This window comes from Texcoconibacillus texcoconensis, assembly GCF_014202575.1.
Taxonomy (GTDB): domain Bacteria; phylum Bacillota; class Bacilli; order Bacillales; family Salisediminibacteriaceae; genus Texcoconibacillus; species Texcoconibacillus texcoconensis.
In genome coordinates this window covers 188204-204346 of sequence record NZ_JACHHB010000004.1, presented here as the reverse complement: position 1 = coordinate 204346, position 16143 = coordinate 188204, and the positions used below count along the sequence as shown (strand labels likewise).

Genomic DNA, 16143 nt, shown 5'->3' with positions numbered 1-16143 from the left:
AGAGGGAAAAAGGGAGGGGTTTTTGGTGTCATTTGTAACAGAATGGATTGCTCAATTAATATTTTTAGTATTATTTGCGACCATTCTTGAATTACTTCTCCCTAATTCTCAGCTTCAACGTTACGTCAGGTTAGTCATTGGACTCATTATTCTTGTTGTGATGCTGCAACCGGTGTTTTACGTTTTTCAAATGAGTGCTGATGAATGGTTAGATTCATTAGATGAATGGTCCGGTGTAGGTGAAGAAAATTCAGCTGATTGGTCAATGGAAGAACAGAAAAGTGAAATAGAATCGAATCAGCTTGCATATATTTCAGAACAAATGGCTGTCCAACTCCAAAAACAAGCCAATGATCAAGAGGTACTAGATGAGATGGATAAGCATGTTACTGATGTTTCGATCGTTTTGGCGCCAACGTTAATTGAAGAGGATGAGAATGATGTATTAGGAAATATTGAAATGATCGAAGTTACCGTTTCTGACACCTCGGCTGAAGGAGAAGATTCAGGAAATGAAGATGGCGAAATTCAAAAAATTGAGAAGGTAGAAACAGTAAAAGTTGATACGAGTCAATCGTTTACTGAGGAGGGCTCGGAAACGAAGGGGCGAGGTGAAGATGGTGACAAAAAAGATCTCATACGAAAGCGATTAGAAGATGTGTGGCAAATACCTTCAGAGCGCATAACGGTCGTTGGAAAGGGGGAGAGCAGTGAGTGAAAAGCGAACATGGTTTGATTGGCTACGAAATGAAACGGGGCAAGGTTTAAAGGTGAAGTACATTGTGATTCTTCTTGTTATTGGAACATTCTTAATGTTTTCTGGTCCGCTGCTTAGCTCAAATGATGATGAATCGAACCAGGAAAATCTCTCGGTAGATATAGAGGGGGATGAGGCCGTTGAAGTTTTTGGGAAATCAGAAAATGAAAACGTAGCGCCAGAGACGATGGGTGATTATGAAAAATATTATCAAAAACAGTTGACTAATGCATTAGAGCAAGTTGTTGGCTTATCTGATGTAACTGTGATGGTAAACGTCAATGAAACTGAGCGTGACGTTTATCAAAAAAATGTCAGCGAAAAAATACAAAACACTGAAGAAAACGATTATGAAGGAGGGGAACGAAACGTTGAAGATTCAACAATAGAAGAAGAGGTTGTCATTGTCCGTGATGGAGAAAGTGAGAAACCGTTGATCGTAAAGACAGAAAAACCAGAGATTCGTGGAGTTCTTGTTGTTGCAAATGGTGTTGAGAACTCCCAAGTGAAAATGTGGGTTGTCGAGGCAGTTTCACGTGTACTAGATGTACCTTCCCATCGAATCTCAGTATTACCGAAACAACAAATAGAGGAGGAATCATAAATGGTGTTGAAACGTCAAACGGTCTGGTTATTAACGATGTTAAGTTTAATTATTGTTCTCTCAGTTTATTATTTAACAACCCCAACTGCGTCACCTGAAGAACATTTAGCCCTTGTTGACGATGAAATGGATGAAGAAATCTCTGAAGATGTCTCAGGACTTGTTGATATGGAAAGTGAACTAGAAGGCATTCAAGGAGAAAATAAAGAAGGAGCAACTGAAGCAGGTGTAGATGATATTGAGGTTTCTTTGATGGAAATTGAAGGTGAAGAAGAGTTAATTGAATTAGAAGATGGAGAAGAAGTGGAAAGTTTTATTCCTGGAGCTTCTAGCAGTGAAACATTTGACACGATTCGTTTAAATCGCCAAGACGCACGTGCAAGAATGAATGAAGAATATGTTAGTGTGGTCGCTAGTGCAGACGCATCTGTAGAGGTGCAAAGTGAAGCATTGGACAGCATGGAAGAATTGCAGAAACTTGCTCAAAGAGAAGAAATGCTGGAAAGCTTGATCCAATCTGATGGATATGATGATGCGCTTGTTATTACTGAAGATCAACAAGTTCGCATTCTTGTAAAAACTGATGAGCTTTCGAAAGAAGAAGTGATTCAAATTCAACAGATGGCCTATGAACACCTTGGTGACAAAACAGTTCTCGTAGGGTTTCAATCGGGTGAATAAAAATGAACCAGGCTCCTTTGATAAAAGGGGCTTGGTTTTTTGATGTGAATTTTTCTTTAAGAATGGTATAATACGCAAATAGATCACTCACTCTGTTAATATAAACAGTTGAAATGACACGTAAAATGAACTATTGAGAAAAGGAGAGGTCATCATGGATTGGACCGATTTAACTGAAGGAGCAAAGGCAGTATTAGAGCAGACTCGTAATGTTAAAAACGATAAAGTACAAATTGTGGAGTTTGATGTTGGCTTTGTTCAGAGTCAAGAGGAATCCGGGGATAAAGAACCGATTTCGATTCAAGAAGAAGATTACCAAAACTTAAAGAGGTATACAAAAGAAAATACATATGGTGAGAAGTATCATATGGCTAGAAATAAAGATATTGTTAAATTGATTTTATTAGAAACAGGAAAAATTCCTGATAATTTATCAGAAATTCCTGTTTTCCGCGAATACAAGAAAAAAGTCGAAGAAGAGTAAATCAAAAAGAGCGGCAAAGTGTCGCTCTTTTTTAATGGCTGTTTTCTAAGATGTTGTTGCTTTTTAAGAATTAGTTTACACTCTGATACGCTCCAGGTGGGAGTTGGTGATTTGGATCTCAGGTGAATATGGCTCGTGGATCACGGCTCACGGACATATGTTCCGTTATTCCTCTCTTTTGCAGGCAATGAAGGCGATTTATTACAAATAGCGGAACTCATGTCCGAAGAAAGCTCAAAAACAGCCTTTTTTAAGCGGATAACGGAATCAATGTCCGAAGCGAACGAAAACGTGAACGTGACGGCATTTAGCCAACCTGGCGCCGCCACCTTTTCGCTCTTCCGAGTTCATCAGAAACAAAGTTTACGAAAACAGCCTTATTTAAACATGTTTTTCTGCTTGTAGACCGCTCTTGCTCAAAATTTTGTGCTTACTCGTTTTGTTATATTCACAAAAACAAAAGTTTAACATCGTATTGATTAGCCGATGATGAAAGTAGAGAATTTTAAACATAGTCATAGAAAAATGCTTCCCAATTTACATAAATTCATGTAGCATACAAATTAGGACGTAGTCCTAATACGAAATAAAAGTTGCTTTTTTGATGCTTGATAATTTTATATTAAAAATGAAATGCGAAAAGGAGTGACATAACATTGAAGATCCAAGAGTTACGCGAACTCATTAAGTTGATCGATGATTCTAGTATTGATGAATTTAAGTATGAAGAAGGTGGAGCAAAGGTAACGATGCGCAAACAAGTAAAAGGTGCTGAGAAGCAAACTGTTGTTGAAGGTGTTCAGACAGTCACTGCTGCGCCTACAACGCCAGCTGCTCCAGTACCGCAAGAAGAAAGACAGGTAGAACAGCCTACTACAGAACTAAAGCCACAGAATCCGATACAAGAAGAACCAACTCATAGTTCTAATGAAAAAGGTATTAAAGCCATTACTTCACCTATGGTTGGAACGTTTTATCAAGCGCCATCCCCTGACTCTGCCCCTTACGTACAAGTTGGGGATCATGTACAAGAGAATTCCGTTGTTTGTATCGTAGAAGCAATGAAGCTCATGAACGAGATCGAAGCAGAAGTTAAGGGTGAAATCGTCGAAGTCCTCGTTGAAAATGGGCAACTTGTTGAGTATGGACAAGAGTTATTTTTAGTTCGTACAGGATAGGAGAGGGGTTCAATGGTTAAGAAGGTTTTAGTCGTCAATCGTGGAGAAATTGCAGTTCGAATCATTCGAGCATGTCAGGAGCTAAATATTGAAACGGTAGCGGTTTATTCAGAGGCTGATCGTGATGCATTACACGTCCGTTTAGCGGATGAAGCGTACTGTATTGGGCCAGCGCTATCGAGTGAAAGTTATTTAAATTTTACAAACATCATGAGTGTCGCAACGTTAACAGAAGTTGACGCTATTCATCCGGGCTATGGATTTTTATCGGAGAATGGAGATTTCGCAGAAATTTGTTCTGCATGTAATATTACATTTATTGGTCCGAGTCCTGACGCAATTAATCGTATGGGAACCAAGGACGTAGCAAGAAAAACAATGCATGAAGCGGGCGTACCGATTGTACCAGGGTCAAATGGACTCATCGACAGTGTTGATGAGGGAGCGAGGATCGCTGAGGAAATTGGTTACCCTGTCATCATTAAAGCGACAGCTGGTGGTGGTGGAAAGGGAATCCGCGTTGCTAGAGATGAAGAAGAGTTGCGCAATGGGATTACGATTACACAAAATGAAGCGCAATCGAACTTCGGAAATGCCGGTGTTTATCTAGAAAAATTCATTGAAGATTTTCGTCATGTAGAAGTGCAAGTACTCGCCGATACATACGGGAATGTGATCCACTTAGGAGAGCGTGATTGCACGATCCAAAGACGTTTGCAAAAGCTTGTAGAAGAGACACCTTCTCCTGCTATTGATGAGGCGAAACGAGATGAAATGGGTAGAGCAGCTGTGAAAGCAGCTGAAGCAGTAAATTACCATGGAGCAGGCACGATTGAATTTATTTATGACCGAACAAGTGGAGAATTTTACTTCATGGAGATGAACACGCGCATTCAAGTTGAGCATCCGGTTACAGAAATGGTTACGGGTGTTGATCTTATTCGTGAGCAAATTTTGGTTGCATCGGGTTATGAGCTCTCCTATACTCAAAGTGACATCACTTATAATGGGTGGTCGATTGAGTGTCGAATTAATGCCGAAGACCCGGTAAGAAACTTTATGCCATCTCCTGGGGAAGTGTCGATGTATTTACCACCAGGCGGTTTCGGTGTACGAGTCGATTCGGCCGTTTACCCTGGTTACAAGATTCCACCACATTATGACTCAATGGTGGCAAAACTTATCGTCCATGCACCGACGAGAGAAGAAGCGATTGCACGAATGCATCGAGCTCTTGGAGAATTTGTTATTGAAGGTGTGAAATCGACGATTCCATTCCATTTACGTTTGTTTGAACATGAAGTATTTACGGGTGGCGATTTCAATACCAAGTTTTTAGAGACATACCCACTAACATATGATGAAGATATGTAATTTGTCATAATAAAGGAGGATGCGTGATGAAAGAAAATCATCTCATCGACCTTGATGAGGAAAAGTCGCAGTTAGGAAAAGTTGAAATTTCTCCAGAGGTTATTGAGGTCATTGCAGGCCTTGCAGCATCTGAGATTGAAGGTGTTGCCACAATGCGTGGTAATTTTGCTTCAGGTGTAGCTGAGCGCTTTGGTAAGAAAGCCCACGGTAAAGGAGTCAAAGTAGACCTCAACGAAGAAGGGATTACAGTTGATGTTTATACAGTGATGTCTTATGGTGTTTCTGTGCCAGAAGTGTGTAAAAAGATTCAAGAAAATATTTTGCAAACGATCGAAACGATGACGGCGATCAAGCTATTAGAAGTGAATGTTCATGTTGTGGGTGTTCAATTAGAAACGGACAAGCAAGAGGGGGAAGAGGATAAGCAAGATAGCCCCTCATAAATAAAGGTCATCAGAGGGTCTAACTCTCTAAGCTTGATATTCGAAAGATGTTCGAATAAGCTTGGAGTGTTTGACCCTTTATATATAGGGTATAGAAACAGCTTGTAGGTATTTATACTTTTGTCTCCAATCTGTATTCCTTCTTTAACATATGCTATCATCATAGAGGGAAATATACATCAGGAAGAGAAAGACTAAAGGAGATATGACGAATTATGAACCGTAGGTTAGTTAGAATACGAGCAGTGCAAGCATTATATCAAGTGGATCTGACTGAAGAAGATCCTGTCCTAGCAATTGAAGCAGCTTTAGAAGAGGAAGAAGAAGGTGATGATTTCCTTACGAAGCTTGTTGAAGGTACGGTCAATCACCTTGATGAAGTTGATGAGTGCATTAAAGAACATTTAACGAATTGGTCTCTTGATCGTATTGGGAATGTAGACCGTGCGATTTTACGACTTGCTACGTATGAAATGTTATATGAACAAGAAATTCCGATGAATGCGAGCTTGAATGAAGCAATCGATTTAGCCAAGGGATTCAATGGTGAAGAGTCAGGCCGCTTCGTAAATGGTGTACTTTCAAGTGTTTCAAAATCAATCACAACGAAGGATCAGTAAGTTCTTTAGGTGTTTGCTTTGATAATGATATGAATGAGGGAGAGGATGTATCATGGCAACGATCATTTCTGGTAAAGAGTTAGCTCAAGAAAAGAGACAAAGCATGAAAATGGAAGTGAAAGAGCTTGAGGAAAATGGGGTCAAGCCTGGTCTCGCGGTTATTCTTGTTGGAGAAGATCCAGCTTCACAAACGTACGTTCGTTCAAAACAGCGCGCCTGTGCGGAAGTCGGTGTTCATTCTGAACTAGATGAATTGCCAGCTTCTACAACTGAAAGAGAGCTATTAGATAAAATAGACAAGCTTAATCAAGCTGAACATATTCATGGCATTCTCGTGCAATTACCTCTACCAAACCATATATCTGAAAAAGCTGTCATCGAAGCCATTGATCCAAATAAAGATGTAGACGGCTTTCATCCTGTAAATATCGGCCGCATGATGGTCGGCGAAGAAGGTTTTCTACCGTGTACGCCTTTTGGTATTGTTGAAATGGTCAAATCTAAAAATATTGAAATAGAAGGTAAAAACGTCGTTGTTGTAGGGAGAAGTAATATTGTTGGTAAGCCTGTAGGCCAATTGTTTTTACGTGAAAATGCAACAGTTACATATTGTCATTCGCGTACAAAAAATATGCGTGAGTTGACAAAACAAGCAGATATTTTAATTGTAGCTGTGGGTAAACGTCATTTTATTGGTGCTGCTGATGTAAAAAGTGGGGCGGTCGTTGTCGATGTGGGCATTCATCGTACTGAAGAAGGGAAACTCACAGGCGATGTAGCGTTTGATGAAGTAGAACCGCTTGTCTCGTATATCACACCTGTACCAGGAGGCGTTGGTCCAATGACAATCACGATGCTTCTGCACAATACGATTCAATCTGCACGGAAATCCCAAAAGTAAGGAGTCGTGGTAAGATGGCGAATGACCAATTTTATTCGGTTTCGTCACTCACGAAATGGGTGAAACGGTTAATCGATCGAGACGATGCACTACAAAATATATGGGTGCGTGCGGAAATTTCAAATTTCAAAAAGCATAGTCGCGGTCATATGTATTTTACATTAAAAGATGAAAAATCAAGGGTTCAATCGGTCATGTTCGCTGGAAATAACCGTCACTTGACGTTTATCCCAGAAAATGGAATGAGTGTTCTTGTTCGAGGTGACGTGTCGGTATACGAACCGTATGGTCAATATCAATTTTATGTTAAAGATATGCAACCAGATGGGATGGGGAATCTATTTTTAGCTTATGAACAGCTGAAAAAAAAGCTCGCAAATCAAGGTTGGTTTGACAATGAGAAAAAGCGTCAAATCCCGAATTATCCCCGTTCAATTGCAGTGGTTACATCAAGGACAGGAGCAGCGGTACGAGATATTGTTACGACATTAAAACGTCGCTTTCCACAAGTGCAGATCACATTGTTTCCTGTTTTAGTACAGGGGGAGGGAGCTGCTCCTGCTATTGTGCATGCGATACGTCAAGCTGATGCGATGAAAAAGTTCGATGTCATGATCTTCGGACGAGGTGGAGGTTCAATAGAAGAACTGTGGGCTTTTAACGAAGAAGCTGTCGCAGAAGCCATTTATCATTGCTCTATCCCGACTATTTCGGCAGTTGGTCATGAAACGGATGTGACAATTAGTGACTTTGTCGCTGACCTTCGAGCACCAACACCAACTGCTGCAGCTGAGTTAGCCGTACCAGATACAATGGAAGTCGAAGCAAAGCGTCGTTATCTTGAGCAGAAATTATTCAAGGCTGTGCGTGAGAAAGTGACGATGGAAAAAGAACGTCTTGGTTATTTAACGAAATCGTATGCATTTCGATACCCAAGAAGACTTCTTCAACAAAAGGAAGAAGAGTTAGACCGCAATACGGAAAGATTAAGGAAAGAAACGCGCAGGCTAGGTGAACAAAAACGTCTTCAATATGAACAGCTTGTCAAGCAATTGCGCGCTCAACACCCCTCACAGCAGATTGCTACAGCTTACGAGCGGCTCGGTCAAGTAAATCACTTACTTATTCATGCAGCTGGAAAACAAAAAGAAGCTTATCAATCTCGTTACGATCAGATCGTTTCCAAACTTGACGCATTAAGTCCGTTAAAAGTAATGAACCGTGGTTATAGTCTTGTATACGAAGAAAAAGATGCCCTTGTAAAAACGGTATCGACTGTAAATATCGGTGACCAAGTAAAGGTTCGTTTACAAGATGGGTCATTTGACTGTCAAGTAAAGGACGTTCACCACGAACGAAATTCTCGAGAGGAGTGAAACAATGGAGAATAAAGAGGAAACTTTAAGTTTTGAAGAAGCAATGAACAAGTTAGAGAGCGTTGTTGAAAAGTTAGAAGAAGGAGACGTCCCATTGGAAAAAGCAATTGCTATGTTTCAAGAAGGGATGGAGTTATCAAAACAGTGTCATAACAAACTTCAAGCTGTTGAAAAACAAATGGATGAAATCGTTAAGGATGATGGAGAAGTGGAACTGACAAATTTACAGGAGGAATCGTCAGAGTGACGTCATCATTTGAAACATTCATGAGTGAACATAAACCTGAGATTGAAGATCGCCTTTTAAATGAAGTTGATGAACTGAAGGTTCCTTCTCCCTTGCAAGAGGCGATGCGCTATTCTTTGGAAGCTGGAGGAAAACGCCTTCGCCCTTTATTGCTCCTTGCAACGTTAGATAGCTTTAACAAGGATGTACGTAAAGGCTATGACGTAGCAGCAGCGATTGAGATGATTCATACATACTCGTTAATTCACGATGATTTGCCAGCAATGGATGATGACCACTACCGTCGTGGTAAACTGACGAATCATAAAGTCTATGGAGAAGCGGTGGCTATATTAGCAGGAGACGCTTTGTTGACTCATAGCTTTAAAATGGTTACACAATCGAATCACCTAAATGATCAAGAAAGAGTCTGGTTAGTTGATCACTTGTCTACGGCAGCTGGTCCAGAAGGGATGGTAGGCGGGCAGTTAGCTGATATGGAAGGAGAAAACAAGCAGCTTACGGTCGATCAATTAGAATACATTCACACACATAAGACGGGAGAATTGCTTGCATTTTCCATAGAAGCAGGTGCTTATTTAGCAGGAGCAACGTTTGAACAACGTAGTTTACTCGAGCGCTATGCGAAAAATATCGGTCTTGCTTTTCAAATTAAAGATGATATTCTCGACGTTGAAGGAAATGCCGATCTTCTTGGTAAACCTGTTGGTAGTGACGATGAAAATGAAAAGAGTACCTATCCTAAATTATTAACGCTTGAAGGAGCAAAGGAAAAGATGGTCAGTCATATTGAGGAAGCAAAATCTTATTGCCAAAAAGCTGTGCCATCTCCTAGTTTTCTTCTCCAACTGGCGGACTATATCATGGAGCGTAAGTATTAAGATATCATCGGTAAAAATTCTCTATAAAGGAAGTGCTACCCCAAAGTTGACTTCTATCTCCATTGTTTAAGCAGATTCATGCATGATATAATGATCCTAGAACGAGTGGTGCAGTATTCTAGTCGGTCCTTCACTCTCGAAAGCGGGCCTAAAAATCCGCTAAAGGGCACATCGATGAAGTTTCTAGTAACGGCTTGAGGCGCCCAGCCTTGGGTCGTTGCTGGGAGTAAAGGCTGTAGGGCGATCCACAAAGGCATGTGGGCGTTGACCCTGCGCCGCGGAGGCCCTAAAGGGTGGCATTAATTCCCAACAATATGCTACTCTTTGGGGTATGAACCTGCTTTGCAAGTTGGGAAGCTTGTGAGCAGCGTAGCCTGCCTTGAGTGGAGCCTGAGGGGATTATGGAATACTAGATTGTATACGTTAATGACGGTTTTATCTAGTTACCATATGAAATCAGCTCTGCAAAAGAGGATAGAGAGTGGTCGGGACTGCCGAGGAAAACTCCTAGACTGTTCCAACTGGACATTTAAAGGGGATTATAGTGTGTACTAAGTGGTAATCCAGTCTGGCGTTGGGTGACTGCGTCAAGGCAGATTTAAAGGGAAACCGCCACGGCGGCGACGCTGAGGTATCTGCTTGGGAAAACCTACTGGACCTAAGGCGCAAAGTTTACCCTTTAAATGACCACTCGACTTATACATAGACTGTGAAAAGATAAACCATATAAGATTGGATCGATAAACAACAGATGAAAGAATCATTAAAAAAATCATTACATTGGAGTTGGATCATTGCCGTTATCACACTCGTGTTAGCGGCTATTTTTGCAGTGGTGTCAACATTTATGCTTAGTGGTGTCGCATGGGGAACAGGCATGGTCATCGTTTTTTCAATTGTTCTCACAGGTGTGATATCAGATACAATAGGTGTGGCAGCTACTGCTGCAGAAGAGAAGCCATTTCATGCGATGGCAGCAAAAAAATTACCAGGTGCATGGCATGCGATGCGTATTACTCGCAATGCCGATCGGTTTGCTAATTTTTGTAACGATGTCGTCGGTGATATTGCCGGGGTTGTGAGCGGAACAGCTTCTGCTTATGTCGTGTTACAAATTTCCCTTCAACTTGGCCATGGAGAAGGGACGACTATTCAATTTATCATTTCCGTCATTTTTACAAGTGTTGTAGCTGCTTTGACAGTTGGCGGAAAATCAGTTGGAAAGACATTGGCAATGACAAATTCAACATTCATCATATATCATGTGGGTAGATTATTTTATTTATTAGAGGTAAAATTGAAGATAACAGTCTTTAAAGGTGGAAACAGAAAAGATCGTAATAGAAATAAAAAGAAGAAAAACAAATGAAAGTGAGGGTTTTTCTTGGATCTATCAAAGATTAAAGACCCCGGTTTTCTTAAAACGTATTCAGACGAACAATTGACGACGCTCGCACAAGATATCCGTTCTTTCTTGGTTGAAAAGCTGTCACATACTGGCGGGCACTTAGGACCTAACCTTGGTGTCGTTGAATTAACACTCGTTCTTCACCATTTGTTTGACAGCCCAAAAGACAAGTTTTTATGGGACGTAGGTCATCAAGCATATGTTCATAAAATCTTGACAGGGAGAAGCGAACAATTTGATCAATTACGTCAATATCGTGGTTTATGTGGCTTTCCGAAACGTTCGGAAAGTGAACATGATGTTTGGGAAACTGGTCATAGTTCAACAAGCCTTTCAGCAGCCATGGGTATGGCCGTTGCCCGAGATGTTAAAGGGACGGACGAAAATGTCGTCGCGGTCATCGGAGATGGTGCATTAACAGGTGGCATGGCGTTAGAAGCGCTCAACCACATTGGCCATGAACAGAAAGATTTAATTGTTGTTTTAAACGATAATGAAATGTCGATTGCTCCTAACGTTGGTGCTCTCCATAGTGTTTTAGGACGTCTGCGTACAGCAGGTAAGTATCAAAAAACAAAAGAAGAGCTTGAGCTACTTATGAAACGAATTCCCGCACTCGGTGGGCGTATTGCTTCAACAGCTGAACGTGTTAAAGATAGCTTGAAGTATTTGCTCGTCTCAGGGGTGTTTTTTGAAGAATTAGGTTTTACTTATTTAGGTCCGGTTGACGGACATGACTTTCAAGATTTGAAAGAGAATATGAACTACGCAAAGAAAACGGGTGGACCAGTTCTCGTCCATGTATTAACGAAAAAAGGTAAAGGCTATGCGCCAGCTGAGAATGATGCAAAAGGTACATGGCACGGTTTGGGACCTTACAAAATTGAATCAGGGGAAGTTGTCAAAAAACCCGGTCCTCCTAGTTACAGTGGCGTTTTTTCTGATACATTAGCAAAAATTGCAGCTAAAGATGAACGTGTCGTTGCGATCACGGCAGCAATGCCTGGTGGTACGAAACTTGATCAATTTGAAAAACAATTTCCAGAGCGTATGTTTGATGTAGGGATTGCTGAGCAACACGCGACAACGATGGCAGCGGGTCTTGCGACTCAAGGTATGAAGCCTGTTTTCGCGGTTTACTCAACGTTTCTACAACGTGGTTATGATCAGGTTGTTCACGATGTATGTCGGCAAAACTTGAATGTCTTTTTTGCTGTTGACCGCGCAGGTCTAGTTGGTGCTGATGGTGAAACACACCAAGGTGTATTTGATGTTGCTTATTTGCGTCACCTACCAAATATGCGTATCATGATGCCTAAAGATGAAAATGAGTTACAGCATATGATCTATACTGCTATTCAATATGATGATGGACCGATTGCTGTGCGTTATCCGCGTGGTAACGGATATGGCATCGAGATGGATGATACATTGAAGGAAATTCCGATGGGAACATGGGAAACGCTTAGAAATGGAAACGATGTAGCCATACTCGCACATGGAACGATGATTCCGGTTGCAGAAGAAGCGGCAAAACAATTACAATCCCAAGGCATCCAAGCGATGATTATCAATGCTCGTTCAATTAAACCATTGGACGAAGACCTGCTTCAATCTCTAGCGCTGCGAGAAATGCCGATGTTAACTTTAGAAGAAAGTGCTTTACAAGGTGGCTTCGGTAGTGCAGTTTTAGAGTACTTACATGAGGCTGGATTCCATTCATCCGTTGTAGAACGTATGGGAATTCCTGATCGATATATCGAACACGGTAGTGTTCCAGAGCTTCTTGAGGAAATTGGTTTGACCGCTGAGGCGGCTGTGGAACGTGTAGAAGCTCTCATTCCAAGAAAGAGGCGACGTGCATAACGAATGAAAAAAAGACGAATTGATATTGCCCTTGTAGAAGAAGGGTTAATGGAAACAAGAGAAAAAGCAAAGCGATCGATTATGGCAGGTCTCGTATTTGTCGATGGAGAGCGCGTTGATAAACCGGGTACTAAAGTACCTGTAGATGGTGAAATTGTCGTAAAAGGAAAAGCGATTCCTTACGTAAGTCGTGGTGGATTAAAGTTAGCGAAAGCACTTGACGTGTTTGATATTGATGTCGTTGGAAAAACGATGCTTGATATTGGGGCATCAACTGGCGGATTTACTGATTGTGCACTGCAAAATGGTGCGGAAAAAGTTTATGCACTAGATGTAGGGACGAATCAATTGGCTTGGTCTTTAAGAAGTGATGACCGTGTAGAAGTCATGGAACAGACGAATTTTCGTTATGCTACCGTTGATCACTTTCAGTTCGGGCGCCCAAATTTTGCGACGATCGATGTATCCTTCATATCTCTAACGCAAATTTTACCCGTTCTGGCAAAAATTCTCGCACCTGGATCTGATGTGTCAACACTAGTAAAACCGCAATTTGAAGCCGGCCGTGAAGAGGTGGGCAAAAATGGGATTGTACGTGACCCAAAAATACATCAAAAAGTATTACGAAAAACGATGGATGAAGCTATTCATGTTGGGTTTTCGGTGAAAGGGTTAGCGACATCGCCTATTCAAGGTAGTGAAGGGAATATTGAATTTTTGCTTCATTTACACCTTGAAGAACAACAGGAGCCACAACTACTTGTAAGTGATGATGATTTGACAGATGTTCTTTCTGAAGTGAAAAATCTTATAAAGCGGTAATTATGATTAGGAGGCAATTAGCTTGTCTCCTTTTTGTATGATTAAAAAATATACAAGGATTGTATATTTATAAAAAATAATTTATGATAGAAGGTGACATGAAGACCTTTATCATGGAATATGGGATATGAACAACGGAGGCAGAAATGATGAATAAAGGGCAAAGACATATAAAAATTCGTGAAATTATTACGAACCATGAAGTAGAAACACAAGATGATCTCGTTGAATTGCTACAAAATATGGGCTACAATGTCACGCAAGCGACGGTTTCGCGCGACATAAAAGAACTTCATTTAGTGAAAGTACCAATGATAGATGGACGTTATAAGTATAGTTTACCGGCTGATCAACGCTTTAATCCTTTACAAAAACTTAAAAGGGCGCTAATGGACAGTTTTGTATCAATTGACAGAGCGAATAACCTTATTATTATTAAGACACTTCCCGGAAATGCCAATGCCATTGGTGCATTAATTGATAACCTTGATTGGGAAGATGTGTTAGGAACGATCTGTGGTGATGATACGATCTTAATCATATGCCGAAGTAATGAGGATACTGAACCAATCTGCGAGCGTTTTTTAGAGATGGTGTAGTGATCTTTTTAAAGCTAAAGGATGGGATTTTCAATGCTGTTGGAATTGTCGATCAAAGATTTTGCGATCATCGAGGATGTGTCAATATCATTCGATGATGGTCTTTCTGTTCTTACCGGAGAAACAGGGGCTGGTAAATCGATTATTATTGACGCGATCGGACTTTTAATCGGTGGTCGTGGTTCTGTGGAGTTTGTTCGACATGGAGCAAAACGTGCGGAGATTGAAGGGATATTTTCTTTGGATCGTTGTGAGGGTGTGACCAATAAGCTTCTTGAGCTAGGTGTTGACCCGGGCGAAGAAGATACGCTTGTTTTACAGAGACACATCACTCTTCAAGGAAAAAGCGTCTGTCGGGCGAACGGAAAACTCGTTACGCTTGCGATATTACGGGAAATTGGTCAGTCTCTTGTTGATATTCACGGTCAACATGAACACCAACATCTTATGCAAACGGATAAGCACTTACGTTTACTTGACCGTTTTGGAGGCGAAAAGTTACTCAAGGCGAAGCAGGAATATAAAGATGTTTATGAACGCTTCCAAAAAGCGAAGAATCAATTGAAACGTTTGTCTGAAAATGAGCAACAAACAGCACAAAGACTCGATTTAATTCAGTATCAATTGCAAGAAATTGAACAAGCTTCGTTGCAATTAGACGAAGACGATACATTAGAAAAAGAACGAGCAAAATTAGCAAATAGCGAAAAGCTTTATGAACAAATCCAATCAAGTTACAATGCACTTTATGGGGACAGTAAAGGGTTGGAATGGATATTCCTGGCTCTACAAAACCTTGAAGATGTCAAGCATTTGGATGAAGGGTTAACAGAAATATATAACACGTTACAAAATGAATACTACATGTTAGAAGAAGCGACTTTTTCATTACGGGAACATTTAGATACACTGGAGTTTGATCCAGAGCGCCTTCATGAAATTGAGGGTCGTTTAAGTGAGATTCATCAATTAAAAAGAAAATATGGAAGTTCCGTTAATGAGATTTTAGAATATGCTTCAACGATAGAGGAAGAAGTCGATACATTAGAACACCGTGATCACCATATACAAAAATGGCAACAAGAGGTACAAAGCGCAAGTGAAGACCTTTATGTCGAAGCACAAAATGTATCGAAACTGCGTCGACAAGCTGCTGAAAAGTTACAAAAAGCAGTACAAAGTGAATTACAAGCTTTATTTATGAAAGATACTGTTGTTGAAGTTCACTTTCAGTCATTAACACCATCTGATGATGATCCTTATATTAATGGAGAAAAAATTCACTTTAATGAAGATGGCTTTGAGCGTGTGGAATTTTATGTTGCTACCAATAAAGGGGAACCATTGAAACCATTAGCTAAAGTGGCATCTGGTGGTGAAATTTCTCGTTTAATCCTCGCATTTAAGACTGTATTATCGAGCTTTGAAGGTGTGACGACACTAATTTTTGATGAGGTGGATACAGGTGTAAGTGGGCGAGTTTCTCAAGCGATTGCAGAAAAGATACAAAAAATGTCCGCAGATGCACAAGTTCTTTGCATCACCCATTTACCACAAGTGGCAGCTATGGCCGATACACACCTTTATATATCAAAACAAGAAGAGGAAAATCGTGTTGTGACAAACGTTCGCACCTTGAGTGTAGATGAAGCAGTCGATGAACTTAGTCGAATGATATCAGGTGTTGAGATTACGGACTTAACAAAAAAACATGCTGATGAATTATTACAACAAGCAAATCAAATAAAGCAATTATAAAAAACGAATTGTAAAGAACACTGACTGAAGGATGGTTATTCCTAAAAAGGTAATTACGTCCTTATTAGTCAGTGTTTTTTTCATCGAACAAGTTATAAATGCAATTGCGCGAGGGCAACATGTATAGTACAGCCATGATAGAGG

The 16143-nt window shown here is 40.6% G+C and carries 18 protein-coding genes; all 18 read left to right on the top strand.

Annotated elements, in window-relative coordinates; genetic code table 11:
* Positions 1-25: 25 nt before the first annotated feature.
* The 18 genes from spoIIIAF to recN all read left to right on the top strand — a co-directional run bounded on the left by spoIIIAF (position 26) and on the right by recN (position 15999).
* Positions 26-718: a stage III sporulation protein AF gene (gene spoIIIAF / locus HNQ41_RS06090; RefSeq protein WP_184663520.1), complete on the top strand. Its 693-nt coding sequence runs from the start codon at positions 26-28 to the stop codon at positions 716-718.
* Positions 711-1361 (top strand): stage III sporulation protein AG, encoded by a 651-nt coding sequence (spoIIIAG, locus tag HNQ41_RS06085; RefSeq protein ID WP_343043334.1) that lies wholly within the window; start codon positions 711-713, stop codon positions 1359-1361. The genes spoIIIAF and spoIIIAG overlap by 8 nt, the downstream gene beginning before the upstream one ends.
* Positions 1362-2042 carry a SpoIIIAH-like family protein gene (locus HNQ41_RS06080; RefSeq protein ID WP_184663519.1) on the top strand — a complete coding sequence of 227 codons (681 nt, stop codon included), beginning with the start codon at positions 1362-1364 and terminating at the stop codon, positions 2040-2042.
* 154 nt (positions 2043-2196) lie between these two features.
* Positions 2197-2526, top strand: coding sequence for a hypothetical protein (locus HNQ41_RS06075; protein ID WP_184663518.1), 330 nt, complete (start codon positions 2197-2199; stop codon positions 2524-2526).
* A 135-nt stretch (positions 2527-2661) separates the two neighbouring features.
* Positions 2662-2931, top strand: a complete 270-nt coding sequence (locus HNQ41_RS06070; protein WP_184663517.1) for a hypothetical protein — start codon at positions 2662-2664, stop codon at positions 2929-2931.
* Positions 2932-3182: 251 nt separating this feature from the next.
* Positions 3183-3704: an acetyl-CoA carboxylase biotin carboxyl carrier protein gene (gene accB, locus HNQ41_RS06065; RefSeq protein ID WP_184663516.1), complete on the top strand. Its 522-nt coding sequence runs from the start codon at positions 3183-3185 to the stop codon at positions 3702-3704.
* Between the two features lie 12 nt (positions 3705-3716).
* Complete coding sequence (accC, locus tag HNQ41_RS06060; protein ID WP_184663515.1) at positions 3717-5078, top strand: acetyl-CoA carboxylase biotin carboxylase subunit; 1362 nt, start codon at positions 3717-3719, stop codon at positions 5076-5078.
* Positions 5079-5104: 26 nt separating this feature from the next.
* A complete protein-coding gene (locus HNQ41_RS06055) occupies positions 5105-5521 on the top strand; it encodes an Asp23/Gls24 family envelope stress response protein (RefSeq protein ID WP_184663514.1) in 417 nt (138 codons plus the stop codon).
* 215 nt (positions 5522-5736) lie between these two features.
* Positions 5737-6141 (top strand): transcription antitermination factor NusB, encoded by a 405-nt coding sequence (nusB, locus tag HNQ41_RS06050; RefSeq protein ID WP_184663513.1) that lies wholly within the window; start codon positions 5737-5739, stop codon positions 6139-6141.
* Between the two features lie 49 nt (positions 6142-6190).
* Positions 6191-7042: a bifunctional methylenetetrahydrofolate dehydrogenase/methenyltetrahydrofolate cyclohydrolase FolD gene (gene folD, locus HNQ41_RS06045; protein ID WP_184663592.1), complete on the top strand. Its 852-nt coding sequence runs from the start codon at positions 6191-6193 to the stop codon at positions 7040-7042.
* Positions 7043-7056: 14 nt separating this feature from the next.
* The gene (gene xseA, locus HNQ41_RS06040; RefSeq protein ID WP_184663512.1) at positions 7057-8418 is read left to right on the top strand and encodes an exodeoxyribonuclease VII large subunit; all 1362 of its coding nucleotides are present in this window, start codon (positions 7057-7059) and stop codon (positions 8416-8418) included.
* Positions 8419-8422: 4 nt separating this feature from the next.
* Positions 8423-8665 carry an exodeoxyribonuclease VII small subunit gene (xseB, locus tag HNQ41_RS06035; RefSeq protein WP_184663511.1) on the top strand — a complete coding sequence of 81 codons (243 nt, stop codon included), beginning with the start codon at positions 8423-8425 and terminating at the stop codon, positions 8663-8665.
* Entirely contained in the window at positions 8662-9546 is an 885-nt protein-coding gene (locus HNQ41_RS06030; RefSeq protein WP_343043333.1) for a polyprenyl synthetase family protein, read from the top strand. Before xseB ends, HNQ41_RS06030 begins: the two co-directional genes overlap by 4 nt.
* 751 nt (positions 9547-10297) lie before the next feature.
* Positions 10298-10915 (top strand): hypothetical protein, encoded by a 618-nt coding sequence (locus tag HNQ41_RS06025; RefSeq protein WP_184663510.1) that lies wholly within the window; start codon positions 10298-10300, stop codon positions 10913-10915.
* A 15-nt stretch (positions 10916-10930) separates the two neighbouring features.
* Positions 10931-12820 carry a 1-deoxy-D-xylulose-5-phosphate synthase gene (dxs, locus tag HNQ41_RS06020; protein WP_184663509.1) on the top strand — a complete coding sequence of 630 codons (1890 nt, stop codon included), beginning with the start codon at positions 10931-10933 and terminating at the stop codon, positions 12818-12820.
* A 3-nt stretch (positions 12821-12823) separates the two neighbouring features.
* Positions 12824-13642, top strand: coding sequence for a TlyA family RNA methyltransferase (locus HNQ41_RS06015; RefSeq protein WP_184663508.1), 819 nt, complete (start codon positions 12824-12826; stop codon positions 13640-13642).
* Between the two features lie 149 nt (positions 13643-13791).
* On the top strand, positions 13792-14241 hold the full coding sequence (ahrC, locus tag HNQ41_RS06010; RefSeq protein WP_184663507.1) for a transcriptional regulator AhrC/ArgR: 450 nt from the start codon (positions 13792-13794) through the stop codon (positions 14239-14241).
* A 33-nt stretch (positions 14242-14274) separates the two neighbouring features.
* Complete coding sequence (gene recN / locus HNQ41_RS06005) at positions 14275-15999, top strand: DNA repair protein RecN (RefSeq protein WP_184663506.1); 1725 nt, start codon at positions 14275-14277, stop codon at positions 15997-15999.
* Positions 16000-16143 lie beyond the last annotated feature (144 nt).